This window comes from Hydrogenophaga atypica (assembly GCF_042665215.1).
Classification (GTDB): Bacteria; Pseudomonadota; Gammaproteobacteria; order Burkholderiales; family Burkholderiaceae_C; genus Hydrogenophaga; species Hydrogenophaga defluvii_A.
Genome location: NZ_JBHTCA010000005.1, coordinates 66,999 through 89,697 on the forward strand (window position 1 = coordinate 66,999; position 22,699 = coordinate 89,697).

Genomic DNA, 22,699 nt, shown 5'->3' on the forward strand with positions numbered 1-22,699 from the left:
GCAAAGCCCTCAGCCCACAAACGCGGAAATGTCCACCTCGTCGATCTGCTCAGGCGACAGAAACCGCTCGGCGTAGCGCATGTAGATGCCAGAGGTCAGGAACAGATCAAAGATCACCGGATCGATGTGCTGGTCTTTTTTGAAGAAACTCAGGATCTTGATCGACTCCGACAAGGTTTTCGCTTTTTTGTAGGGCCTGTCGCTGGCGGTGAGGGCCTCAAAAATATCGGCGATGGCCATGATGCGCGAAGGCACCGACAGCGCCTTTCCGTCCAGCTTGCGCGGGTAGCCAGTGCCGATCAGGGTTTCGTGGTGGGTGCCCGCGTACTCAGGCACACGCTTCAGGTTTTTGGGCAGGGGCATTTGTTCCAGCATCACAATCGTCTGGATCACGTGTTCGTTGATCTTGAAGCGCTCCTCGTCGGTCAGGGTGCCGCGCCCGATGCCGAGGTTGTGCAATTCGCCGTGGTTGTAGAGGTGGTCGGGCACCTTGAGCTTGAAACCGTACTTGGCGTCGAGCGCCTTGTTGGGTGGGCGTTCAAACAGGTGGCAGGGTTTGTCGGCCAACAGGTGCTCACACGCCGGCAAGGGCGGCACCGGCATGCTCTCAAAGCGCTTGAGCTCTTCGTGCGACAGGCCCAGGCGGTCATCGAAGTGGCGCAACCAGGTGTGCTCGGCGATGCCGCGCAGGCGCGCGACCTTGTCTGGCGCCATGAACTCGCCACCCAGGTTGCATTCCGCCACAAAGGCGAAGTCGGCCATGAGCTGGGCCTGGCGCGCCTCGAACCGCGCCTGCGCCTCGTCCGCAGGCTCCTGGCGCTCGTGGATCGCTTGCAGCCGTTCGATCTGGGCGTCGCGCAACAGCACTTCGAACCGCGTGCGGATCTCGTGGATGCGGTTGAAGATGGTTTCCAGTTTGGTCGCTTTGTCCACCACGTATTCGGGGGTGGTCACCTTGCCACAATCGTGCAGCCAGGCGCCAATGCGGAACTCGCGCCATTCTTCGTCGGTCTTGAACTCGAAATCCGCCAGCGGCCCCTCCTTGACCTCGCAGGCGGCCTTGGCCAGCATCATGGCCAGCTCCGGCACCCGCTCACAATGGCCACCGGTGTAGGGGCTTTTGGTGTCGATGGCGCCGGCGATGATCTTGATCATCGAATCCATCAGCGCCAGCTGCGCCTCCAACAGGTTCTTGTTTTCAATCGCCACCGCAGCCTGCGCCGCCAGCGCTTCCACAAAACCCACGGTCTCCGAGTCGAAGGGAATGGGCTCGCCGATGGCGGTGTCGAGGCAGTTGAGCAGCTGCATCACACCCATGACCTGGCCATCGTCTGCGCGCAACGGCACGTTGAGCATGGAGACCACCTGCAGGCCCGACGCCTCGCTGAAGCGCCGGGTGCCGGAGAGGTCCAGCGCGGTGTAGGTGCGCACGTCATCGATCACCACACTTTTGCCGGTCAAGGCCACATGGGTGGCCACGTAGCTGTGGCACGGCTCGCCGGTCAACGGGTCGTGCAAGGGCAGCTCATGCATTGGCAGCGGGTCGGTTTGGGTGCGCAGGCCAAACGCCAGGGTGTCGCGGTCGCTCACCAAAAACAGGGTCGCCGCCTGGCAACGGGCGATCTCGCGCGCACCCTCCAGGGTGCGCCGCAGCAGCAGTTCGCGCGTCTGGGCACGGCCCAGGGCGATGCCGTTGTCGACCAGCCGCGCCAGTTTGGCACGTGCCTCACCCAGGCCTTTGGTCATGGCGCTGCCGATCAGCAAAACCACCACCAGCGCGAGTCCGACCGCCAGGTTGGCGGCATCGAACAAAAGGTCTGCCCGGACAAACAGCACAAACCCCAAGACCAACAACACGGCGGCGGCGCCGATGGCATAACCAAACGCCACCTGTGGACTGCTTTTGATCACCGAAGCAAAGCGGGTGTTGGGACGGGGCACCAGCCAGATCAGCCCCCCCCCGAGCAAGACCAGCAAGCCGGTCTCCATCCAGGCAAACCACCAGGGGCGGACCAGGAACACACCGTCAAACAGCGCCTCGACGGCCTGCGCCTGGATTTCGATGCCGGGGACCGGCTCGCCCAAAGGCGTCACATGCACATCGCTCAGGCCAAAACCGGTCAACCCGATGAGCACCAGTTTGTGCTTGAACAGGGCGGGGTCTGCCTGACCGCGCAACACATCCACCGCCGACACGTTGCGCGCCAAGCCCGCCGCCTGAGAGGCGTAATGCAGGTAGAAGTCGCCCCCGGGTTGGGTCGGCACCTGCTGATCGGCCACCTGCACCGACGACACCCCTCGGGGACCGGTGTCCACCGTGATCAGGGGCGAACCGGACGCCACGCGGAACATCTCCATGGCCAGCCCGGGCACCAGCTGGTCGCCCACGTAAGCCACCAGCGGCAAGCGGCGCACGCCCGCGCCCTGGGCGTCCACACTGAGCAGGGCTTGACCACGGCTGGCCGCCTGCAACATCGGCAGGCTGGCGAGCACGTGCGGAAAGTGGCGCAGGTGGCTGCGCGGATCGCCCCCCACGGTGCGCATGGGCACGGCACGCAAGTTGGCCACGGTGGCACCGGAGGGAAACTCGAACCCGGCCGCCGCCAGCACCGAAGGTGCCTGCGCCAGGGCCTGGGCCAGCACCGCGTCGCTGCTGGGCAAGGCACGCAACGCCTCGCGCAGCGCCAGGCGATCGGGTGGCACGCGATCGGCCAGCCGATCGGGCGAGTTCTGGTCCGCTTCGGGCATGTAGACGCCCAGGCCGATGGCGGCCGCCTCTTGCTCGTTGACCGCACGCACGAGGTCGGCCATGCGGTCGCGCGGCCAAGGCCATTGGCCGAGCGCGCTCAGGCTTTTTTCATCGATGGCCACCACGGTGACGGGCTGGCTCTGGGGTTGGCGCGGCGCCACCTTTTGGTAGGCGTCGAACACCGCATCGCGCAAACTGTTTTGGGGGTGCGCCGCAACATCCAGCGCCACACGCAAACCATCAGGCAGGGGCGCACGCGCACCGTCTGGCAGCTCCGAGTACAGGCCCAAAACCACCAGACAGGCCAGCACCGCCGAAGCCAGCGGCCGACCACCGCCGCCGCCCAGAATGCGTCGGATCACAAGCACCACGGCTCGCCCGCCGAATGTCTGCATATGGGGCACTCCGATAAAGGGAAGCAAACGCTTCGATGACCAGGCGCCTCCATTGTGAGGCCACGTTTACATTTTCAGTGTGGCGCGCCGTGTGCCGCCGAGGTGCGTCTGCTGTGCCATCCACCCCCCGTTTGCACAGGTCCGTGGTTTGCCGGGCTGAAACGCCCGCATCCGGAACCGGTCGGCAACCTGGCACACAAGCTGCTGTAGGGTCTGACCTTCGCTAACATAGATCTGTCTATACAGCAAGATGGTGCATCTCCGGATGTGCCCCGCACCGGACCGGTGCAGCATTCACCCATCCGGTGCCTGTGGCGCTTGTCTCACTCAGAGCAACGCAACAGGTGGCCGGTTTTGTGTTTGCCCTTGCTTGTATAGACAGGTAAACTTGCCCTGCTCAGGGAGCGAAGGTTTCCATGCCGCCCCGGCGGTTTTTTTTCAAAGGATGTTCTGATGCGCACGTCACTCGTGAAGACCGCGGCCTTGCTGGCCTGCACCGCCGCCCTGTCCACCGCCGCCCAGGCGCAGGAAACCAAAATTGCGCTCGGCATGTCGGGTTGGACCGGTTTTGCCCCGCTGACCCTGGCCGACAAGGCCGGCCTGTTCAAGAAGCACGGCCTGGACGTCGAACTGAAGATGATCCCGCAGAAGGACCGCCACCTGGCCCTGGCCTCCAAGGCCATCCAGTGCGCGGCCACCACGGTGGAAACGCACGTGGCCTGGAACACCAACGGTGTGCCCATCGTGCAGATTTTCCAGCTCGACAAATCCTACGGTGCCGATGGCATCGCGGTGCGCAACGACGTCAAATCGTTTGCCGACCTCAAGGGCAAGACCGTCGCGGTCGACGCGCCGGGCACCGCCTCCTACTTCACCCTGGCCTGGCTGCTGAGCAAAAACGGCATGTCGGTCAAGGACGTCAAGACCCTGACCCTGGCGCCGCAGCCCGCCGCACAGTCCTTCGTCACGGGTCAAAACGACGCCGCCGTGACCTACGAACCCTACCTCTCAACCGTGCGCGCCAACCCAGCGGCAGGCAAGATTTTGGCCACCACGCTGGACTTCCCGCACATCATGGACACCGTGGGCTGCGCCCCCGAGTGGCTCAAAGCCAACCCCAAGGCCGCCAAAGCCCTGGCCGACGCCTACTTTGAAGCGCTGGAGCTGATCAAGGCCGACCCGACCAAGTCCAACGAGATCATGGGCGCTGCGGTCAAACAAAGCGGTGAGGCGTTTGCCAAGTCCTCGGCTTTCCTGCGCTGGCAGGACAAGGCCGCCAACCAGAAGTTCTTCGCAGGCGAACTGCAGGCCTTCATGAAGGACGCCGCGGCCATCCTGCTCGAAGCCGGGGTCATCCGCAAGATGCCGGACAACTTCGACGTCATGTACGACAACAGCTTCATCAAGTGAGTTTCATGAGCAACACCGCCACCACCGTGGCGGCGCCACCCGCCCCGGCCACCCGCCGGCGGCGCGGCCTGGCCCCGCTGGAGCCCGTCAGCGCCACGTCCAAGTGGGTGCTGGGCCTGGGTTTTTTCGTTGTCTTCTTCGCCGTCTGGGCCTTTGCCACGCTGGGAGGCTATGTGTCGCCCACCTTCCTGGCCAGCCCCATCACCATGGCGCAGGAAGGCTGGTTGCTGTTCGCGGAATACAACTTCATCCACGACATCGGCATGACGGTGTGGCGGGTGTTCGGCGGCTTCATCCTGGCCGCCATCGTGGCCGTGCCGCTGGGCATCGCCATGGGCGCACACAAAGGCGTCGAGGCCTTCTTCGAGCCCTTCGTGTCCTTCTGCCGCTACCTGCCGGCCTCGGCCTTCATTCCTCTGCTCATCCTCTGGGCCGGCCTGGGTGAGCTGCAAAAGCTGCTGGTCATCTTCATCGGCTCGGTGTTCCAGATCGTGCTGATGGTGGCCGTGACCGTGGGCGCCGCCCGCAAAGACCTGGTGGAAGCCGCCTACACCCTGGGCGCCAACAACACCGGCATCGTGCGCCGCGTGCTGATTCCGGGCGCCGCGCCCGAGATCGCCGAAACCCTGCGCCTGGTGCTGGGCTGGGCCTGGACCTACGTCATCGTGGCCGAGCTGATCGGCTCGTCCTCGGGCATCGGCCACATGATCACCGACAGCCAGGCGCTGCTCAACACCGGCCAGATCATCTTCGGCATCATCGTCATCGGCCTCATTGGCCTGATCTCCGATTTCGCCTTCAAGGCCCTGAACCGCCGCCTGTTTGCCTGGAGTTCGCTGTGAGCACGAAACTTTCGATACAGGGCGTCTCGCGCGTCTTCACCAGCCCCAAAGGCGCCAAAACCCAGGCGCTCACGCCGGTCGATTTCGAGGTGCGCGAAAACGACTTCGTCACCATCCTCGGCCCCTCCGGCTGTGGCAAGTCCACCATGCTGCGCATCGTGGCCGGCCTGGATCACCCGACCACCGGCCGTGTGCTGCTGGACGGCCAGCCGGTGGACGGCCCGGGCGCCGACCGGGGCATGGTGTTCCAGAGCTACACGCTGTTCCCCTGGCTCACCATCGAGCAGAACATCCGCTTCGGCCTGCGCGAACGCGGCATGCCCGAGGCGCAGCAGAAAGAGCGGGCCGACTACTTCATCGCCAAGGTGGGCTTGCGCGGTTTCGAGCACCACTTTCCCAAGCAGCTCTCGGGTGGCATGCAACAGCGCACGGCGATTGCCCGCGCGCTGGCCAACGACCCCAAGATCCTGCTGCTCGACGAGCCCTTTGGCGCGCTGGACAACCAGACCCGCGTGCTGATGCAGGAGCTGCTGCTGGGCATCTGGGAGTCGGCACAAAAGACGGTGCTGTTCGTCACCCACGACATCGACGAGGCCATCTTCATGGCCAACCGCGTGGCGGTGTTCAGCGCCCGGCCGGGCCGCATCAAGACCGAGCTGGCGGTGGACTTTCCGCACCCGCGCCACTACACCATCAAAACCTCGCCCGAGTTCATGGCGCTCAAGGCGCGGTTGACGGAAGAGATCCGCGCCGAGTCGATGGCCGCCGCCGAACACTGACCCCTGGCCATGCCCCGAAGCCCCACCGCTCACCCCGCCCGCGCCAAGCGCCACGCCGCCCCCACCCAGGCGGCTCCGGCCTCATCCGTGGCGCTGTTCCAGCAGGTCAAGGACCACATCTCGCGCAAGATCCAGGACGGCTCGCTGCGTGCGGGTGACCGCCTGCCGTCGGAACACGAGCTGGTGGCGCAGTTCGGCATGTCGCGCATGACGGTCAACCGCGCGCTGCGTGAGTTGGTGGAGCAGGGCCGCATCGTGCGGGTGGCGGGTGTGGGCAGTTTTGTGGCCGAACAAAAGCCCCAATCCACCCTGCTGCAGATCGCCAACCTGGCGAGTGAAATCCGCGCACGCGGCCACGACTACCGCTGCGAGATGCTGGTGGTGGAACGTGTGGCGGCCACCCTGGACGTGGCCACCGCGCTGGATGTGCGCACCGGCGAATCGGTCTTCCATTCGGTGTGTGTGCACATGGAGGATGACCTGCCCATCCAGCTGGAAGACCGCTACGTGAACCCCCGTGTGGCACCCGACTACCTGCAGCAAGACTTCAAGCAACAGCAGCCCTCGGAATACCTGGTGCGCAACGTGCCCTTCGACGAGATCGAGCATGTGGTGGACGCGGTGCTGCCCACGGCCGAGCAGGCGGCTCGCCTGCACATGGAAGCCGCACAGCCCTGCCTGCTGCTGACACGACGCACCTGGACACGCGGTGTGCCCGTGACCCTGGTGCGCTGCCTGCACCCCGCCACCCGCTACCAACTGGGCAGCCGCTACAAGTCCGACGGCAACCCGGTGAGTACATGACCCGCCACTGATCGGTTTTCAGCATTTGCCCTCTTGCGCCGGCTTTCATTTCTACTGATACTTACTTGTATATACAGGAGCAAACAATGTCCACTTCCCCGCTCACGCTGACACCCGGCCAGGTGCCCCTGGCGCACTGGCGCGCCATCTACCGTGGTGCCGCACTGCAGCTGGACCCAGCCTGCACCGCCGCTGTCCAGGCGAGCGCCGCCACTGTCGAGCGCATCGTGGCGCGAGGTGAGCCGGTCTATGGCATCAACACCGGTTTTGGCAAGCTGGCCAGCGTGCGGATTCCGGCCGAAGACCTGGAAACCCTGCAGCGCAACATCGTGCTCTCGCACGCCGCCGGTGTGGGCGACGCCACGCCCCAGCCCGTCACCCGCCTGATGATGGCGCTCAAACTGGCCAGCCTGGCCCAGGGGGCCTCGGGCATCCGCCCGGCCACGCTGGCCCTGCTCGAAGCCATGCTGGCGCGTGGCGTCATCCCGGTGGTGCCGGCGCAAGGCTCGGTGGGCGCTTCGGGCGACCTGGCGCCGCTGTCGCACATGACGGCCGTGATGATCGGCGTGGGCGAGGCCGACACGCCCACGGGCCGCCTGCCCGCCATCCAGGCCCTGGCCAGCGTCGGCCTGGCACCCGCCGTGCTCGGCCCCAAGGAAGGCCTGGCTTTGCTCAACGGCACGCAGTTCTCCACCGCGAACGCGCTGGCCGGCCTGTTCGAAGCCGAGCGCCTGTTCCAGTCGGCGCTGCTGACGGGCGCCCTGGCCACCGACGCCGCCAAGGGCTCGGACGCGCCGTTTGACCCGCGCATCCACACCTTGCGCAAACACAAGGGCCAGATCGCCACCGCCGAAGCTTTGCGCCAGCTGCTGCTGGGCAGCGCCATCCGCGCCTCGCACCTCAAGGGCGACGAACGTGTGCAAGACCCGTACTGCCTGCGCTGCCAGCCGCAGGTGATGGGCGCCTGCTTGGACGTGTTGCACCACGCTGCATCGTTGCTGGAAACCGAGGCCAATGGCGTGTCGGACAACCCGCTGATCTTCAGTGCGGACAACGGCGGCGAAGCCCTCTCGGGCGGCAACTTCCACGCCGAACCGGTGGCCTTTGCGGCCGACATGATCGCCATGGCCATCTGCGAAATCGGCTCGCTGGCCGAGCGCCGCATCGCCATGCTGGTGGACCCGGCGCTCTCGGGCCTGCCGGCCTTCCTCACGCCCAAACCGGGGCTGAACTCGGGCTTCATGATCCCGCAGGTGACCGCCGCCGCCCTGGTGTCGGAAAACAAGCAGCGTGCCTACCCCGCCAGCGTCGATTCCATTCCCACCTCGGCCAACCAGGAAGACCATGTGTCCATGGCCGCCCACGGCGCGCGCCGCCTGGCCCCCATGGCCGAAAACGCCATGGCCGTCATCGCCATCGAGTGGCTGTGTGCCGCCCAGGGCTGCGACTTCCACGCGCCGTTGACGACTAGCGCGCCGCTGGCCGCCGTGCACGCCGCGCTGCGCGCGCAGGTGCCCCACCTGAGCGACGACCGCCACATCCAACCCGACATGCAGGCCGCCATCGAGATGGTGCGCAGCGGCGCACTGATCGCTGCCGCCCGCGCCGAACTGCCTGCCATTGCCTGAAAACTTCTCTTCACCCAGGAGCCGACCATGACGACCAACACCGATCCCCGCCTCGACCCCAGCCGCGTCATCCGCGCGCCCCGCGGCAGCACGCTCACCTGCAAGAACTGGATTGCCGAAGCCGCCTACCGCATGATCCAGAACAACCTCGACCCCGAGGTGGCCGAGAACCCGCAGCACCTGGTGGTGTACGGCGGCATCGGCCGCGCCGCGCGCGACTGGGCGTGTTTCGACCAGATCCTGGCTTCGCTGAAAGACCTGAACGACGACGAGTCGCTGCTGGTGCAATCGGGCAAGCCGGTGGGCGTGTTCAAGACGCACAGCAACGCGCCGCGTGTGCTCATCGCCAACTCCAACCTGGTGCCCAAGTGGGCCACCTGGGAGCACTTCAATGAGCTGGACCGCAAGGGCCTGTTCATGTACGGCCAGATGACCGCCGGCAGCTGGATTTACATCGGCAGCCAGGGCATCGTACAAGGCACGTTTGAGACCTTTGTGGAAGCCGGCCGCCAGCACTACAACAACGACCTCTCGGGCAAGTGGATCCTCACCGCTGGCCTGGGTGGCATGGGAGGCGCGCAGCCGCTGGCCGCCACGCTGGCCGGCGCGGTGTCGCTCAACATCGAGTGCCAGCAAAGCAGCATCGACTTCCGCCTGCGCACCCGTTATGTGGACAAGCAGGCGCGCGACATCGACCACGCCATCGAGCTGATCAAGGAACACACGGCCAAGAAGGAAGCTGTCTCCATCGCGCTGCTGGGCAACGCCGCCGAGGTGCTGCCCGAGCTGGTCAAACGCGCGAAAGCGGGTCAGATCAAGCCCGACCTGGTGACCGATCAGACCTCGGCCCACGACCTCATCAACGGCTACCTGCCCGTGGGCTGGACCGTGGCGCAGTGGAAGGCCGCGCAGCAAGACCCATCGCAGCACAAGCGCCTGACCGAAGAAGCGGCGAAGGGCTGCGCGCAACACGTGCAAGCGATGCTGGACTTCCAGGCCATGGGCATCCCCACGGTGGACTACGGCAACAACATCCGCCAGGTCGCCTTCGACCAGGGCGTGAAAAACGCCTTCGACTTCCCCGGCTTTGTGCCCGCCTACATCCGCCCGCTGTTCTGCGAGGGCAAGGGCCCGTTCCGCTGGGTGGCGCTGTCGGGCGACCCGGAAGACATCTACAAGACGGACGCCAAGATCAAAGAGCTGTTCCCGCACAACAAACACACCCACCGCTGGCTGGACATGGCGCGCGAGCGCATCGCCTTCCAGGGCCTGCCCGCGCGCATCTGCTGGCTGGGCCTGGGCGAGCGCCACCTGGCCGGCCTGGCCTTCAACGAGATGGTGCGCAAGGGCGAACTCAAAGCCCCCATCGTCATCGGCCGCGACCACCTGGACACCGGCTCGGTGGCCAGCCCCAACCGCGAAACCGAAGGCATGAAAGACGGCACCGACGCGGTGAGCGACTGGCCGCTGCTCAACGCCCTGCTCAACACCGCGGGTGGCGCGAGCTGGGTCAGCCTGCACCACGGTGGTGGCGTGGGCATGGGCTACTCGCAGCACTCGGGCATGGTCATCGTGGCCGACGGCACCGACGCTGCGGCTGAGCGCCTGGCGCGCGTGCTGGTCAACGACTGCGGCTCGGGCGTCATGCGCCACGCGGATGCGGGCTACGATCTCGCGATCGAAACCGCGAAAAAACAGGGCCTCAAGCTGCCCATGATCCGCTGAACATGGTCATCCACCGCTTCGATCGATCCACCCTGCCCGCCACGCCGTGGAAAAACGGCGGTGGCGTTACACGCGAGATCGTGTGCCAGCCGCCCGGCGCGGGCATGGACGCCTTCGACTGGCGGGTGAGCATCGCCCACATCGCCAGCGATGGGCCGTTCTCGCCCTTCGCAGGTGTCGATCGCATCATCACCCTGCTGGAAGGCGCGGGCGTGCGCCTGCACAGCACCGATGGCGCCCCCGACCTCACATTCGACCACGCGCTGAACACCCCGCTGGTGCCCTTTGCCTTCGCGGGCGAGGCGCCGGTGATGGGCACGCTGCTGGACGGCGACTGCCACGACTTCAACGTCATGACCCGCCGCGCCGCCTGCCGTGCCGGCGTGTGGGTGTGCCGTGGCGACACCACCACCGCAGCGGCAGCCGGCCTGTTGATGGCGGTGCGCGGCACCTGGTCGGCCGGCGAACACACCCTGGCACCGGGCGAGGGCCTGTGGTGGAGCGATGAAGCGCTGACCTGGCCGTTGTCCTGCCCCGAACCCGACGCGGCCCTGCTGGCCGTGGCCATCCACCCCGCGACACCATGACCCCTTTTGCCCATCTGCCCAGCGCCGACGGCGTGTGGACCGATCTGCGACTCGCTCCCGAAGCCCTCGGTGAAGCTTCGGCCGCCGTGGACGATGCCGCCATCGTGGTGCAGCACGGGCACATCGTGTGGGTGGGTGAGCGCAGCGCCCTGCCTGCTGAACACGCTCGCGCGCCGCAGCACAACGGACGCCATGCCCTGGTCACGCCCGGCCTGATCGACTGCCACACCCACCTGGTCTACGGCGGCCAGCGCGCCAACGAGTTCGCCATGCGCCTGGCCGGCGCCAGCTACGAAGAGGTGGCGCGCGCGGGCGGTGGCATCGTTTCCAGCGTGCGCGCCACGCGGGCTGCCAGCGAAGACGAACTGTTTGCCTTGGCCGCGCCGCGCTTGCAAGCCCTGCTGAACGAGGGCGTGTGCGCCATCGAGATCAAGTCGGGCTACGGCCTGTCGCTCGAACACGAGCGCGCCCAACTGCGCGTGGCGCGCCGCCTGGGCGAACACTTTGGCGTCACGGTACGCACCACATTCCTGGGCGCCCACGCCCTGCCGCCGGAATACGTGGGCCGCAGCCAGGCCTACATCGACACGGTCTGCCACGAGATGATGCCGGCCCTGGCGGCTGAGGGGCTGGTGGATGCGGTGGACGTGTTCTGCGAGACCATCGGTTTTTCGCTGGCCGAGACCGAGCAGGTCTTCCGTGCCGCGCAACGCTTGAACCTGCCGGTCAAGCTGCACGCCGAACAGCTGTCGGACATGGGTGGCTCGGCACTTGCCGCGCGTTACGGTGCGCTGTCGTGCGACCACATCGAACACCTGAGCGACGCGGGCATCGCCGCCATGAAGTTGGCCGGCACGGTGGCCGTGCTGCTGCCCGGGGCCTACTACTTTTTGCGCGACACCCACCTGCCGCCGATTGCCGCGCTGCGCGCCGCCGGTGTGCCCATGGCCGTGTCCACCGACCACAACCCGGGCACCTCGCCCACTTTGAGCCTGCTGCTCATGCTCAACATGGCCTGCACGCTGTTTCGTCTGACCGTGCCCGAAGCCGTGGCCGGCGTCACCCGCCATGCGGCGCGCGCGCTGGGTCTGCAACACAGCCACGGCCAGATCGCCGTGGATCAGCCCGCCAACTTCGTGCTATGGCCCCTGGGCGAGGTGGCCGAGCTGGCCTACTGGCTGGGCCAACACCCCCAACCCACCGTGGTGCGCCAAGGCCGCATCGCATCAGCCATCTACCCCCCCGCGCCGCTTCGCGTCACCCCCCAGGGGGCGGCTCCAGCCGTCTGGCCAAGCCAGCCCGGCGGAGCCCCCGGTTCGGGCACGTAGCGCGACGAATCCCGTCAAGAACCACTTGAACAGCATGACACCCCACACCCTGTTTGCAGAACACGCGCTGTTGCCCACCGGCTGGGCGCGCGATGTGCTGCTGCAATGGAATGCCGCCGGCCAGCTCAGCGCGGTCACGCCCAACGCATCCGCGCCCGCAGGCACACAGCGTGCCGCAGGCCCCGTGCTGCCCGGTTTGCCCAACCTGCACTCGCACGCTTTTCAGCGCGCCATGGGGGGCCTCACCGAATACCGTGGCGCCGCGCAAGACAGCTTCTGGAGTTGGCGCGAGCTGATGTACCGCTTTGCCGGCGCCATCACGCCCGAGCAGCTCACCGCCATCGCCACCGGCCTGTACGTGGAGATGCTGGAAGCCGGCTACACCAGCGTGTGCGAGTTCCACTACGTGCACCACGCAGCCGATGGTCGGCCCTACGCCGACGACCGCGAGCTCTCGCTGTGCCTGCTGCGCGCCGCGCAAAACGCCGGCATCGGCCTCACCCTGCTGCCGGTGCTGTACCAAACCAGTGGCTTTGGTGGCACGCCGCCCAGCGCCGGCCAACGCCGCTTCATCCGCCACACCGACAACATGCTGGCGCTGCTGCAAGCGCTCAAGCCGCTGTGCGACGCCCAAGGCGCACGCCTGGGCCTCGCGCCCCATTCGCTGCGCGCCGTGCCGCCCGAGGCGCTGCGCGAAGCCGTTGACGGTTTGACGGCGCTCGACGCCACCGCCCCCATCCACATCCACATCGCCGAACAGACCGGCGAGGTGGACGCCTGCCTGGCCTGGAGCGGTCAGCGCCCGGTGCAGTGGCTGCTGAACCACGCACCCGTGGATGCGCGCTGGTGCCTGGTGCACGCCACCCACATGGACGCCGACGAATACCGCCGCGCCGCGCAAACTGGCGCCGTGGCCGGCCTGTGCCCCACCACCGAAGCCAACCTGGGCGACGGCATCTTTGACATGGCGCAGTGGCGTGCGGGCCGTGGCCACTGGGGCGTGGGCTCGGACAGCCACGCCACCGTGAACGCAGCCGAAGAGCTGCTCATGCTCGAATACAGCCAGCGCCTGGCCACCCGCCAGCGCAATGTGCTGGCGGGCGACCGCCACGCCTATGTGGCCACCGCCATGACACTTGATGCCGTGGCCGGTGGCGCCCAGGCCAGCGGCCGCGCCGTGGCCGGCCTGGCCGTGGGCCAACAAGCCGACCTGGTGGTGTTGGACGCCGAGCACCCCTTGCTGCAAGGCCTGCCCACGGCCGATGCCATGTTGTCGGCTCACGTGTTTGCCAGCCACCGCCAGTCGGCCATCGCCGAGGTGTGGGTGGGTGGGCAAGCGCGGGTGTCGGCGGGCCGGCATGCCTTGAACCATTCCGCGCGCGCCGCTTTCAACACCGCGCGCCGCCAACTGCTGGAGAACACCCAAGCATGAGCCCTGCCGTTCGCTTCAACACCACCGAGCCGCCGTTCCACTTCCGCCAGGGCTCGCGCCCGCTGCTCATTTCCATGCCCCACGTGGGCACGCATGTGCCGCCCGCCCTGGCCGCGCGCCTGACCGACGAGGCCCAGGGTGTGCCCGACACCGACTGGCACCTGGAGCGCCTGTACGACTTTGCTGATGCGCTGGGCGCCTCGGTGCTGGTGGCCACACACTCGCGGTACGTGATCGACCTCAACCGCCCGCCCGATGGCGCCAGCCTCTACCCCGGCCAGAGCGTGACCGGCCTGTGCCCGGTGGATACCTTCGACGACACGCCGCTGTACCGCGACCCGGCAGATCATCCGACCGAAGCGGAAATCGCCGCGCGCCGCGACGCCATCTGGCACCCCTACCACGCGAAGCTCGCCGAAGAGCTGGCGCGCCTGAAAGCCCAACACGGTGTGGCGGCGCTGTGGGACGCGCACTCCATCCGCTCGGTGCTGCCGCGCTTTTTTGAAGGCCGTCTGCCCGACCTCAACCTGGGCACGGCCGACGGCGCCAGTTGCGACCCCGCGCTGGCCGCGCAGTTGCTGACCATCGGCCGCGAGGCCACCGGCTACACCGCCGTGCTCAACGGTCGCTTCAAAGGCGGCCACATCACCCGCCAGCACGGCAAGCCGGCACAGGGCATCCATGCGGTGCAGCTGGAGATGACGCAGGCGTCCTACATGATGGAGCGCCAGCCTTTTGACTATCTACCCGACGTGGCGGCGGGCATCCAGCCCACGGTGCGCCGCATGTTGGATGCCGTGCTGGCGTTTGTGGAACGCCGCTGACGCCTCTCAGCCCGCCGCCGCCAGGTGCTCACGCGCCACCTGCACAAAGGCTTCTGCGGCAGGACTGAGCGGCACCGAAGCGGCGGCGGCCAACACCAGCCGCTGCGGCGGCACCTTGCCTGACAGCGGTTTGCACACCAGGCGCCGGCCGTCGTAGCTGACATCGCGGCTGGGCCGTGTGGTCAGCAAAGAAATCCCATGCCCGTGCGCCACCAGCGCGCGCACCATCTCCAGCGACCCGCTCTCCATCACCACCTGCGGCCGCACCCCGGCATGCGCCAGCAGCGACAGGAAATACTGCCGGCTGTGAGGCAGATCGATCAGCACCAGGGGTTCATCGGCCAGTTCGCGCAAGGCCACCGAGGCGCGCTTGGCCAGCGCGTGGCCCACCGGCATCAGCACGTAAGGCGCCTGCGCGCCCACCTCGTGCAACGCCACCGCGCGCTGCAGGCCCATGTCGTACAGCAGGGCCAGGTCCAGGGTGCCGCGCTCCAGCCGCGCCAGCAGGGTTTCGGTGTCGCCCTCGCCCAAGCGCAGCTCGACCTGGGGAAACCTTTGACTGAAGCGCCGCATGAGGGCTGGCAGGTGCATGGGGGCCAGCGTGGACAGGCCGGCCACACACAAACTGCCCGACACGCCCTGCCCAGCAGGTGCGTCCAGCGCCTCCGCCTGCGTCAGCAGGGCTTGCGCCAGGGCGCTGCGGCGCGCGCCTGCCGTGGTCAGCTCCAGCCCCTGCGCGTGGATGCGGTGGAACAGTTTTTCACCCCAGTGCGCTTCCAAGGTGGCGATGGCGTGCGAAATGGACGGCTGCGAGACGTGCAGGGCCAACGCCGCCTGCAAGGTGCTGCCATGGCGGGCCGCGGCCACAAAGTAGCTGAGTTGGCGCAGGGAGACGTGGAGCATGGTTGAATCTGTTTTGTTGATGCAATGATTCAAAACTCTGTATTTTCCTTGATGCAGCCATCGCCCTAGCATGGCTGCATGTCTGCTGAACACCCCCTTCCCACTGGCCCACTCGCGGGCTTGCGCATCGTGGACTTCACCCGCGTGTTGTCCGGCCCTTTCTGCACCGCCCTGTTGGCCGACCTGGGTGCCGAAGTCATCAAGGTGGAGCCGCCACAAGGCGACGACTACCGCGCCATTGGCCCCATGCGCAACGGCGAAAGCGCCTTGTTCAACGTGATGAACCGCAACAAACACAGCGTGGTGCTGGACCTCAAGTTGCCCGACGCCCAGGCGTTGGCGCGCGAGCTGTGTGCCACGGCCGACGTGGTGGTGGAGAACTTCCGCCCCGGCGTGGCCGACAAGCTGGGCATCGGCTACGCAGCGGTCCAGGCCAGCAACCCGCGTGTGGTGTACGCCAGCATTTCCGGCTTCGGCCAAACTGGGCCAGCCGCCCACCGCCCGGCCTACGACATCGTGCTGCAGGCCATGAGCGGGCTGATGGAAGCCACGGGCTCGCCCGACGGGCCGCCCACGCTGGTGGGCGAAGCGGTGTCGGACGTGGTGAGCGGTCTGTTCGCCAGCTGGGGCGTGCTGGCCGCGCTGCTGGGGCGCGAACGCAACGGCCAGGGCACCCACGTGGACGTGGCCATGCTGGACGCGACGCTGGCCTTCACCGCCACCTCGGTGTCGCGTTTCCTGTTCACCGGCCGCAACCCGGTGCGGGTGGGCAACCGCCACCCGCTCTCGGCACCCTTTGGCGTGTACGCCGCGGCCGATGGCCACTACGTGCTGGCCGTGCTCAACAACAAGCTGTTCGCGCAGTTGTGTGCCGTCATCGGCCAGCCGGCACTTGCCACCGACCCCCGTTTTGCCACCGATGAGCTGCGCTCGTTGAACGAACCCGCGTTGCGGGCCGCCATCGAGGCCTGGTCGGATGCGTTGACGGTGGATCAGGTCGTCTCGCACCTGGAAGCGGCCGCCGTGCCCACCGCGCCCATCTGGAACGTGGAGCAGGCCTTGAACTCACCCCAAAGCCAGCACCGTGGCGTGTTGCAGGCGGTGGACGACCCGCAACTGCCCGGCCTGCGCCTGCCCTCGCAACCGCTGCAGTTCTCGGCCTACGAACGTGCGCCGGTGCAACGCGCCCCCCGTCTTGGCGAACACACCGACGTGACTTTGCAACGTGTGCTGGGCCTCGCCGCCGACAAGGTGGCCGAGCTGCGCGCGCTGGGCGCCTTCGGGCATTGACGGCATTGATTTGTTTTTTGGAGCACCCCATGACCCCCCGATTTGGCATCCACCCCGACGACCAGGCCCTGGCCGACGCCATCACCCGCTTTGCCCAGGCCGAGCTGGCCCCTCACGCGCACGAGGTGGATGAATCCGCCTTGTCCACCGTGCGCTACGTGCCCGCGCTCGCCGAACTGGGCGTGATGGGCATGAACCTGCCCGAGCGCTGGGGCGGCCCTGGCGCCACGCCCAGCGCGCTGGTGCTGTCGCTGGCGGCCATCGCCCAGGCGTGTACTGCCACCGCGTCCATGATCGGCGCGCACTACCTGGCCACCGACTCCCTCCTCATCGGTGGCGACGATGCGCTGCGCGAGCGCTACCTGCCCGACGCAGCAAGTGGCGCCAAGCTGGGTGCCTTTGCATTGACGGAACCGCGCGCTGGCTCCAACCCCGCCGACATGGCCACGCGCGCGGTGCGCGAGGGGGACCACTACCACCTCAGCGGCACCAAACACTTCATCTCCAATGCGGGCGAGGCCGATTTCATCGTCGTCTATGCCAAGACCGACCCGGCAGCCGGACACCGGGGCATCAGCGCGTTTGTGGTGGACAAGGGCACACCCGGGCTGCAAATCTCCGCGCCCGAAAAGCTCATGGGCATACGCGGCGGCCATGCCTTCGAGGTGGCGCTGGACTGCCGCGTGCCGGCCACACAACGCCTGGGCGATGAGGGCACGGGCTTTCGCACCGCCATGAAGGTGCTGGACAACAGCCGCATGGACGTGGCCGCCAACTGCCTGGGCCTCGGCGAGGCCGCGCTGGCCGCCGCCGTGGACTGGGCCCGCCAGCGCCAGGTGGGTGGCGAGCCGCTGGCCGCCAAACAAGGCATCCAATGGAAGCTGGCCGACATGAAAACCCGGCTGGAAGCCGCCTGGCTGCTGACGCTGCAGGCCTGCGCCAAGCGGCAGGCGGGGGTGCCGTACTCGATGGAGTCGTCCATGTGCAAGCTCTACGCCTCCGAGGCGGCGGCTTTCATCACCGACGAAGCGCTGCAAATCCACGGCGGCTATGGCTTCACCCGCGAGCTGCCGCTGGAACGTTATGTGCGCGACGCCCGCATCATGCGCATCTACGAAGGTTCATCGGAGATCCAGCGCACGGTGATCGCGCGTGGGGTGCTGCAACACTGAACCCACAGAGCCCATCCATGCGGCCGACCAACGGTTGGCCGCACCTAGGGAAAGCCCTTAACAATCGGCGCGCTTTCTTGCCTACATTCTTGCATACAAGTTTTGTATGTCTGAAATGGAGTGAGGAATCACCATGCCGAAGTTTTTTAAGTCCTTGTTTGGGCAGGTCCTGCTGGCCCTGCTGCTGGGTGTCGCCTTGGGTTTTGCGATGCCCGAATTCGCCATCAAGCTCAAGCCCCTGGGCGACGGCTTCATCAAGCTCATCAAGATGATCATCCCGGTGCTGGTGTTCTGCGTGGTGGTGCATGGCATCGCTGGCGCGGGCGACCTCAAGCGCGTGGGACGTGTTGGCGTGAAGGCGCTGATCTACTTTGAGGTGGTCACCACCATCGCCCTGGTGCTGGGCCTGGTGTTGGCCTTCTGGTTCCAGCCCGGTGTGGGCATGAACGTGGACCCCAACGCGCTGGACGCCAAGGCCATGAGCGCCTACGCCAGCAACGCCGACAAGCTCACCAGTGGCGGCACGGTGGAGTTCCTGATGAAGCTCATCCCCACCACCGTGGTGGCCGCCTTTGCCAACGGCGACGTGTTGCAGGTGCTGTTGTTTGCGGTGCTGTTCGGCGTGGCGTTGGCCATGCTGGGCGAGCGCGGTGCACCGGTCGCCAACTTCATCGACACGCTCTCGCACGTGCTGTTCAAGATCATGGGCATCATCATCAAGCTGGCACCGCTGGGTGTGCTGGGTGCCATTGCCTTCACCGTGGGCAAATACGGCCTGGGCTCACTCAAGCAGCTGGGCATGTTGGTGGTGCTGTTCTACGCGGCGGTGATCGTCTTCGTCTTTGGCATCCTGGGCCTGATCATGCGCCTGGCCGGCTTCAGCATATTCAAGCTGCTGCGCTACCTGCGTGAAGAGTTGGCGGTGGTGTTTGCCACCACCTCGTCGGACAGCGTGCTGCCGCAGATCATGGCCAAGCTGCGTGGCATGGGCATCAAGGACTCGACCGTGGGCCTGGTGATCCCCACCGGCTACTCCTTCAACCTCGATGCCTTCTCCATCTACATCACGCTGGCGGCGGTCTTCATTGCGCAGGCCACCAACACGCCCATTTCCATGACCGACCTGATGACCATCCTGGCCATCTCGCTGGTCACCTCCAAGGGCGCGCACGGCGTGCCGGGTTCGGCCATCGTGGTGCTGGCGGCCACGCTGCAGGCGATTCCCGCCATCCCGGCCATCGGCCTGGTGCTGGTGCTGTCCATCGACTGGTTCATGGGCATCGCCCGCGCCCTGGGCAACCTGATCGGCAACTGCGTGGCCACGGTGGTGGTGGCGGCTTGGGAAGGTGACATCGACCGCGACACGGCGCACGCGGTGCTGGATGGCCGCCAACCGCCCGTGCTGGATTGAGGCCCGGTCAAGATGCAGCAAGGCGCTGCGCGTACAGTTCGATGGTCATGACCACCCAGAACGAAATCGCCCAACGCGTTGTTGAATCAATCTTGGCCCAGCAGCTCGCACCGGGTGCGCGTTTGGGCGAACAGGAGTTGGCTGACCTGTTTCAAGTCAGCCGCACCATGGTGCGCGAAGCGTTGATGCAATTGCAGGCCAGGGGTTTTGTGGAGGTGAGGCCTCGCCGTGGGTGGTACGTGGTCGAACCTTCGGTGGCAGAAGCTCGGGACGCCTTTGCCGCGCGGCGCATCGTGGAGTCGGGCATCCTGAGCCAGCCGGATGTGGTGCCGGAGGAAGGCCGTTCGCTCCAATCGGTGGCGCTGGCCCTGCGCCGACACATCGACCAGGAGCGTCAGGCCATACAAGGCACCAATGCCGCCACGCGCGCCTTTTTGCTGGCGGATTTCCACGTGTGCCTGGCCGAAAACCTCGGCCACCGCTTGTTGTGCGATGTGCTGCGCGATCTCACCGCCCGCACCACGCTGGCGGCCACGCTCTACCAGTCCACACACGATGCGCGTCAGTCATGTGACGAACACGCTGCCATCGTCGAGGCGCTGGAGGCCGGCGACCTGCCCTTGGCACGTGCGCGCATGCTGGCCCACATCGGCCACGTGGAAGATGCGTTGAGCGCCGAGGTGCCGGCGCGCGAAGACCGGCTGCGCCAGGCTCTGACGCCTGTCTCTGCCGCGCACAAAAAGCGCTGACCCCGTCGTCAGAGCAGGTTGAGCGCCTTGCGGATGATGCGTGCGCTGTAGTGCCGCGCGACCTGCTCCAGAAACCTCGGGAAATCGACATGGGCCTCGTTGTCGGCCCGGTCGGAGATGGTGCGCACCGCCCCAAAGCCGACGCCAAAATCGCGGCACACCTGGGCCACGGCGGCGCTCTCCATGTCCACCGCCAGGGCCTCGGGCAGGGCGGCGCGCAGCGCCTCGCACTCGGTGTTGCTCGACACAAAACGGTCCCCGCTGACGATCAGCCCCTGGTGCACCGAAGGCCGGTGCAGACCGAGGCTGGCCAGCGTGGTCGCATCCAGCAGCTTGGGCAACCAGGTCACGGCGTCTTCGGCCGCCTCTTTGAGCACCTGGGTGAGCACACCGTCGGCCGGCAGGCGGGTGATGCCTTGGCCCGGCAGCTCAAAACGCGGAAACAGCGGCGACACATCCATGTCGTGTTGCACAAAACCGTTGCCCACCACCACGTCGCCCACCTCCACGCCCAGAGCCAGGCCGCCGGCCACCCCGGTGAAGATCACCTGCTCGGCTTTGAAGTGGTCGATCAACAAGGTGGTGGTGGCCGCCGCCGCCACCTTGCCCATGCCGCTGAGTGTGGCCACCACCTCGTGGCCGTGCAGGTGCCCGCTCCAGAAGGTGCGCCCACCCACGGTGCGCTTGTGTTCGTCGGGCATGAGCGTGAGCACTTCGGCCAGTTCGGCGTGCAGCGCGCTGACGATGGCAATGTGTTGTCCCATGGCGGTGCCTCACAAAAAAACAGCGCCCCGGTGAAAGCCGTGGCGCTGGCATTGTGCGATGGAAGCGCTGAAATGCACAACCGCCACGCGGGCGGTTGTTTGACTCAGCGCAAGCGCCACATCACTTCTTGTCGCGCAATTCGCGGCGCAGGATCTTGCCCACCGGCGTCTTGGGCAGTTCGGTGCGGAACTCCACCACCTTGGGCTGTTTGTAGCCAGTGAGGTTGGCCTTGCAGAACTCGCGCACCATCTGTTCGGTCAGGGCATCGCTCTTTTTCACAATGACCAGTTTGACGGCCTCGCCCGATTTGTCGTCGGGCACACCCACCACGGCGCATTCGAGCACGCCGTCCATTTTGGCCACCACGTCTTCCACCTCGTTGGGGTAGACGTTGAAACCGCTGACCAGCACCATGTCCTTTTTGCGGTCCACGATTTTGAAATAACCGCGCTCGTCCATCACGCCCACGTCGCCGGTCTTGAAGAAACCGTCGGGTGTCATGACCTTGGCGGTTTCATCGGGGCGTTGCCAGTAGCCGGCCATGACCTGCGGGCCCTTGATCGCGATCTCGCCGGGTTGGCCCATGGGCACGTCGTGCCCTTCGTCGTCCAGACACTTCATGTAGGTGCCGGGAATGGGCACGCCGATGGTGCCGGTGAAGTCGGTGCTGGTGACCGGGTTGCAACTGGCCGAGGGGCTGGTTTCCGACAGGCCATAGCCCTCGCAAATGGGGCAGCCGGTTTTCTCCAGCCACAACTTGGCCACAGCGCCCTGCACCGCCATGCCACCGCCCAGCGAGACCTTGAGGTTCTTCCAGTTGACGGTGCCGAAATCGGAGTGGTTGGCCAGGCCGTTGAACAAGGTGTTGACCGCCGGGAAGCTGTGGAAGGTGTGCTTGGACAGCTCCTTGAGCACGGCCGGGAGATCGCGCGGGTTGGGGATGAGCAGCACCTTGCCGCCGTTGCGCATGCTCAGCATCATGCAGACGGTGAAGGCGAAGATGTGGTACAGGGGCAGGGCGCACACGGTGGTGATCTGCTCGCCCGAAGGCACCTTGGTCATCACCGGGCTGTTCCAGGCTTCGGACTGCAACACGTTGGCGATGACGTTGCGGTGCAGCAGCACCGCGCCTTTGCTCACGCCGGTGGTGCCGCCGGTGTACTGCAGCACAGCCACATCGTCGGCTTTGGTCTCGGGCCGCTTGAGCGTGCCACGTGTGCCCTTGGCCACCGCGTCGTTGAAGCGCACCGCCTGGGGCAGGCTGAAAGCCGGCACCATCTTCTTCACGTTGCGCACCACGTAATTGACGATGGCGCCCTTGAGCAAGCCCAGCATGTCGCCCATGGCGCAAAGCACCACGTGTTTCACCGGCGTGGCGGCGATGCACTGCTCCAGCGTGTTGGCGAAGTTTTCGATGATGACGATGGCTTTGGAGCCCGAGTCCTTGAGCTGATGTTCCAGCTCGCGCGGCGTGTAGAGCGGGTTGACGTTCACCACCACAAAACCCGCACGCAACACCGCCGCCACCACCACAGGGTATTGCGGCACGTTGGGCATCATGATGGCCACACGGTCACCCTTGACCAGGCCCAGGCCCTGCAGGTAAGCACCGAAGGCCACCGACAGGCTGTCGGTCTGCGCATAGCTGAAGTCCTTGCCCATGAAGTGGTAGGCCGTGCGGCTGGCGTACTTCTGGAAGCTCTCCTCCATCAGCGCCACCAGCGAGCCGTACTGCGCCACATCCACATCAGCAGGCACCCCCTCGGGGTAAGCCGACAGCCAGGGGCGCTCTTGGGTCGAGGAAGGCATGAAGTCTCCGAATCAGTTGATGTAAAAAAACAGGCGACACAACCCGTGTTGTGCCAAGCCACTCGCCACATTGTGCCGCGTCAGTCGGACGTCAGGC

Annotated in this window: 18 protein-coding genes; 14 read left to right on the plus strand and 4 right to left on the minus strand. The window is 66.4% G+C overall.

What is annotated here, in order from left to right; translation table 11 throughout:
* Nucleotides 1–9: 9 nt before the first annotated feature.
* Nucleotides 10–3,144, minus strand: a complete 3,135-nt coding sequence (locus ACFQPB_RS09260) for a CHASE2 domain-containing protein (RefSeq protein ID WP_382222196.1) — start codon at nt 3,142–3,144, stop codon at nt 10–12.
* A 453-nt stretch (nt 3,145–3,597) separates the two neighbouring features.
* Here ACFQPB_RS09260 and ACFQPB_RS09265 point away from each other — a divergent pair, with 453 nt between their 5' ends.
* The 10 genes from ACFQPB_RS09265 (at nt 3,598) to hutG (ending at nt 14,503) form a co-directional block, all read left to right on the plus strand.
* Nucleotides 3,598–4,554: an ABC transporter substrate-binding protein gene (locus ACFQPB_RS09265; protein WP_382222198.1), complete on the plus strand. Its 957-nt coding sequence runs from the start codon at nt 3,598–3,600 to the stop codon at nt 4,552–4,554.
* Between the two features lie 5 nt (nt 4,555–4,559).
* Nucleotides 4,560–5,396 (plus strand): ABC transporter permease, encoded by an 837-nt coding sequence (locus tag ACFQPB_RS09270; protein WP_382222201.1) that lies wholly within the window; start codon nt 4,560–4,562, stop codon nt 5,394–5,396.
* Entirely contained in the window at nt 5,393–6,175 is a 783-nt protein-coding gene (locus ACFQPB_RS09275) for an ABC transporter ATP-binding protein (protein ID WP_382222203.1), read from the plus strand. Before ACFQPB_RS09270 ends, ACFQPB_RS09275 begins: the two co-directional genes overlap by 4 nt.
* 9 nt (nt 6,176–6,184) lie before the next feature.
* On the plus strand, nt 6,185–6,979 hold the full coding sequence (gene hutC, locus ACFQPB_RS09280; protein ID WP_382222205.1) for a histidine utilization repressor: 795 nt from the start codon (nt 6,185–6,187) through the stop codon (nt 6,977–6,979).
* An 86-nt stretch (nt 6,980–7,065) separates the two neighbouring features.
* Nucleotides 7,066–8,607 (plus strand): histidine ammonia-lyase, encoded by a 1,542-nt coding sequence (hutH, locus tag ACFQPB_RS09285; protein WP_382222208.1) that lies wholly within the window; start codon nt 7,066–7,068, stop codon nt 8,605–8,607.
* 27 nt (nt 8,608–8,634) lie between these two features.
* Nucleotides 8,635–10,332: a urocanate hydratase gene (gene hutU, locus ACFQPB_RS09290; RefSeq protein ID WP_382222211.1), complete on the plus strand. Its 1,698-nt coding sequence runs from the start codon at nt 8,635–8,637 to the stop codon at nt 10,330–10,332.
* 2 nt (nt 10,333–10,334) lie between these two features.
* The gene (locus ACFQPB_RS09295; RefSeq protein ID WP_382222212.1) at nt 10,335–10,919 is read left to right on the plus strand and encodes a HutD/Ves family protein; all 585 of its coding nucleotides are present in this window, start codon (nt 10,335–10,337) and stop codon (nt 10,917–10,919) included.
* Nucleotides 10,916–12,247, plus strand: a complete 1,332-nt coding sequence (gene hutI / locus ACFQPB_RS09300) for an imidazolonepropionase (RefSeq protein ID WP_382222215.1) — start codon at nt 10,916–10,918, stop codon at nt 12,245–12,247. The genes ACFQPB_RS09295 and hutI overlap by 4 nt, the downstream gene beginning before the upstream one ends.
* Before the next feature lie 34 nt (nt 12,248–12,281).
* Nucleotides 12,282–13,679 carry a formimidoylglutamate deiminase gene (locus tag ACFQPB_RS09305; protein WP_382222217.1) on the plus strand — a complete coding sequence of 466 codons (1,398 nt, stop codon included), beginning with the start codon at nt 12,282–12,284 and terminating at the stop codon, nt 13,677–13,679.
* Entirely contained in the window at nt 13,676–14,503 is an 828-nt protein-coding gene (gene hutG, locus ACFQPB_RS09310; protein ID WP_382222221.1) for an N-formylglutamate deformylase, read from the plus strand. The genes ACFQPB_RS09305 and hutG overlap by 4 nt, the downstream gene beginning before the upstream one ends.
* 6 nt (nt 14,504–14,509) lie before the next feature.
* Here the strand turns inward: hutG and ACFQPB_RS09315 are convergent, their stop codons facing one another.
* Nucleotides 14,510–15,406 (minus strand): LysR substrate-binding domain-containing protein, encoded by an 897-nt coding sequence (locus ACFQPB_RS09315; protein ID WP_382222223.1) that lies wholly within the window; start codon nt 15,404–15,406, stop codon nt 14,510–14,512.
* A gap of 78 nt (nt 15,407–15,484) precedes the next feature.
* On the opposite strand from ACFQPB_RS09315, the gene ACFQPB_RS09320 reads away from it, so the two are divergent.
* The 4 genes from ACFQPB_RS09320 (at nt 15,485) to ACFQPB_RS09335 (ending at nt 20,028) form a co-directional block, all read left to right on the plus strand.
* The gene (locus ACFQPB_RS09320; RefSeq protein ID WP_382222226.1) at nt 15,485–16,696 is read left to right on the plus strand and encodes a CaiB/BaiF CoA transferase family protein; all 1,212 of its coding nucleotides are present in this window, start codon (nt 15,485–15,487) and stop codon (nt 16,694–16,696) included.
* A gap of 29 nt (nt 16,697–16,725) precedes the next feature.
* Nucleotides 16,726–17,868 carry an acyl-CoA dehydrogenase family protein gene (locus ACFQPB_RS09325; protein WP_382222228.1) on the plus strand — a complete coding sequence of 381 codons (1,143 nt, stop codon included), beginning with the start codon at nt 16,726–16,728 and terminating at the stop codon, nt 17,866–17,868.
* Nucleotides 17,869–18,001: 133 nt separating this feature from the next.
* Nucleotides 18,002–19,279: a C4-dicarboxylate transporter DctA gene (locus ACFQPB_RS09330; RefSeq protein ID WP_382222231.1), complete on the plus strand. Its 1,278-nt coding sequence runs from the start codon at nt 18,002–18,004 to the stop codon at nt 19,277–19,279.
* A gap of 47 nt (nt 19,280–19,326) precedes the next feature.
* The gene (locus ACFQPB_RS09335; protein ID WP_382199512.1) at nt 19,327–20,028 is read left to right on the plus strand and encodes a GntR family transcriptional regulator; all 702 of its coding nucleotides are present in this window, start codon (nt 19,327–19,329) and stop codon (nt 20,026–20,028) included.
* An 8-nt stretch (nt 20,029–20,036) separates the two neighbouring features.
* On the opposite strand, the gene ACFQPB_RS09340 is transcribed toward ACFQPB_RS09335, so the two are convergent.
* Entirely contained in the window at nt 20,037–20,792 is a 756-nt protein-coding gene (locus tag ACFQPB_RS09340; protein ID WP_382222234.1) for a 5'-methylthioadenosine/adenosylhomocysteine nucleosidase, read from the minus strand.
* A gap of 121 nt (nt 20,793–20,913) precedes the next feature.
* The gene (locus tag ACFQPB_RS09345) at nt 20,914–22,602 is read right to left on the minus strand and encodes a long-chain-fatty-acid--CoA ligase (RefSeq protein WP_382222236.1); all 1,689 of its coding nucleotides are present in this window, start codon (nt 22,600–22,602) and stop codon (nt 20,914–20,916) included.
* Nucleotides 22,603–22,699 lie beyond the last annotated feature (97 nt).

What these genes read in the sequence shown, in the direction of transcription:
- hutG (WP_382222221.1), top strand. Translation starts at nt 13,676, where the DNA reads ATGAGCCCTGCCGTTCGCTTCAACACCACCGAGCCGCCGTTCCACTTC.
- ACFQPB_RS09265 (WP_382222198.1), top strand. Translation starts at nt 3,598, where the DNA reads ATGCGCACGTCACTCGTGAAGACCGCGGCCTTGCTGGCCTGCACCGCC.
- ACFQPB_RS09315 (WP_382222223.1), bottom strand. Translation starts at nt 15,406, where the DNA reads ATGCTCCACGTCTCCCTGCGCCAACTCAGCTACTTTGTGGCCGCGGCC.
- hutI (WP_382222215.1), top strand. Translation starts at nt 10,916, where the DNA reads ATGACCCCTTTTGCCCATCTGCCCAGCGCCGACGGCGTGTGGACCGAT.
- ACFQPB_RS09340 (WP_382222234.1), bottom strand. Translation starts at nt 20,792, where the DNA reads ATGGGACAACACATTGCCATCGTCAGCGCGCTGCACGCCGAACTGGCC.
- ACFQPB_RS09305 (WP_382222217.1), top strand. Translation starts at nt 12,282, where the DNA reads ATGACACCCCACACCCTGTTTGCAGAACACGCGCTGTTGCCCACCGGC.
- ACFQPB_RS09345 (WP_382222236.1), bottom strand. Translation starts at nt 22,602, where the DNA reads ATGCCTTCCTCGACCCAAGAGCGCCCCTGGCTGTCGGCTTACCCCGAG.
- ACFQPB_RS09330 (WP_382222231.1), top strand. Translation starts at nt 18,002, where the DNA reads ATGCCGAAGTTTTTTAAGTCCTTGTTTGGGCAGGTCCTGCTGGCCCTG.
- ACFQPB_RS09295 (WP_382222212.1), top strand. Translation starts at nt 10,335, where the DNA reads ATGGTCATCCACCGCTTCGATCGATCCACCCTGCCCGCCACGCCGTGG.
- ACFQPB_RS09320 (WP_382222226.1), top strand. Translation starts at nt 15,485, where the DNA reads ATGTCTGCTGAACACCCCCTTCCCACTGGCCCACTCGCGGGCTTGCGC.
- hutH (WP_382222208.1), top strand. Translation starts at nt 7,066, where the DNA reads ATGTCCACTTCCCCGCTCACGCTGACACCCGGCCAGGTGCCCCTGGCG.
- hutU (WP_382222211.1), top strand. Translation starts at nt 8,635, where the DNA reads ATGACGACCAACACCGATCCCCGCCTCGACCCCAGCCGCGTCATCCGC.
- ACFQPB_RS09335 (WP_382199512.1), top strand. Translation starts at nt 19,327, where the DNA reads ATGACCACCCAGAACGAAATCGCCCAACGCGTTGTTGAATCAATCTTG.
- ACFQPB_RS09260 (WP_382222196.1), bottom strand. Translation starts at nt 3,144, where the DNA reads ATGCAGACATTCGGCGGGCGAGCCGTGGTGCTTGTGATCCGACGCATT.
- hutC (WP_382222205.1), top strand. Translation starts at nt 6,185, where the DNA reads ATGCCCCGAAGCCCCACCGCTCACCCCGCCCGCGCCAAGCGCCACGCC.
- ACFQPB_RS09325 (WP_382222228.1), top strand. Translation starts at nt 16,726, where the DNA reads ATGACCCCCCGATTTGGCATCCACCCCGACGACCAGGCCCTGGCCGAC.
- ACFQPB_RS09270 (WP_382222201.1), top strand. Translation starts at nt 4,560, where the DNA reads ATGAGCAACACCGCCACCACCGTGGCGGCGCCACCCGCCCCGGCCACC.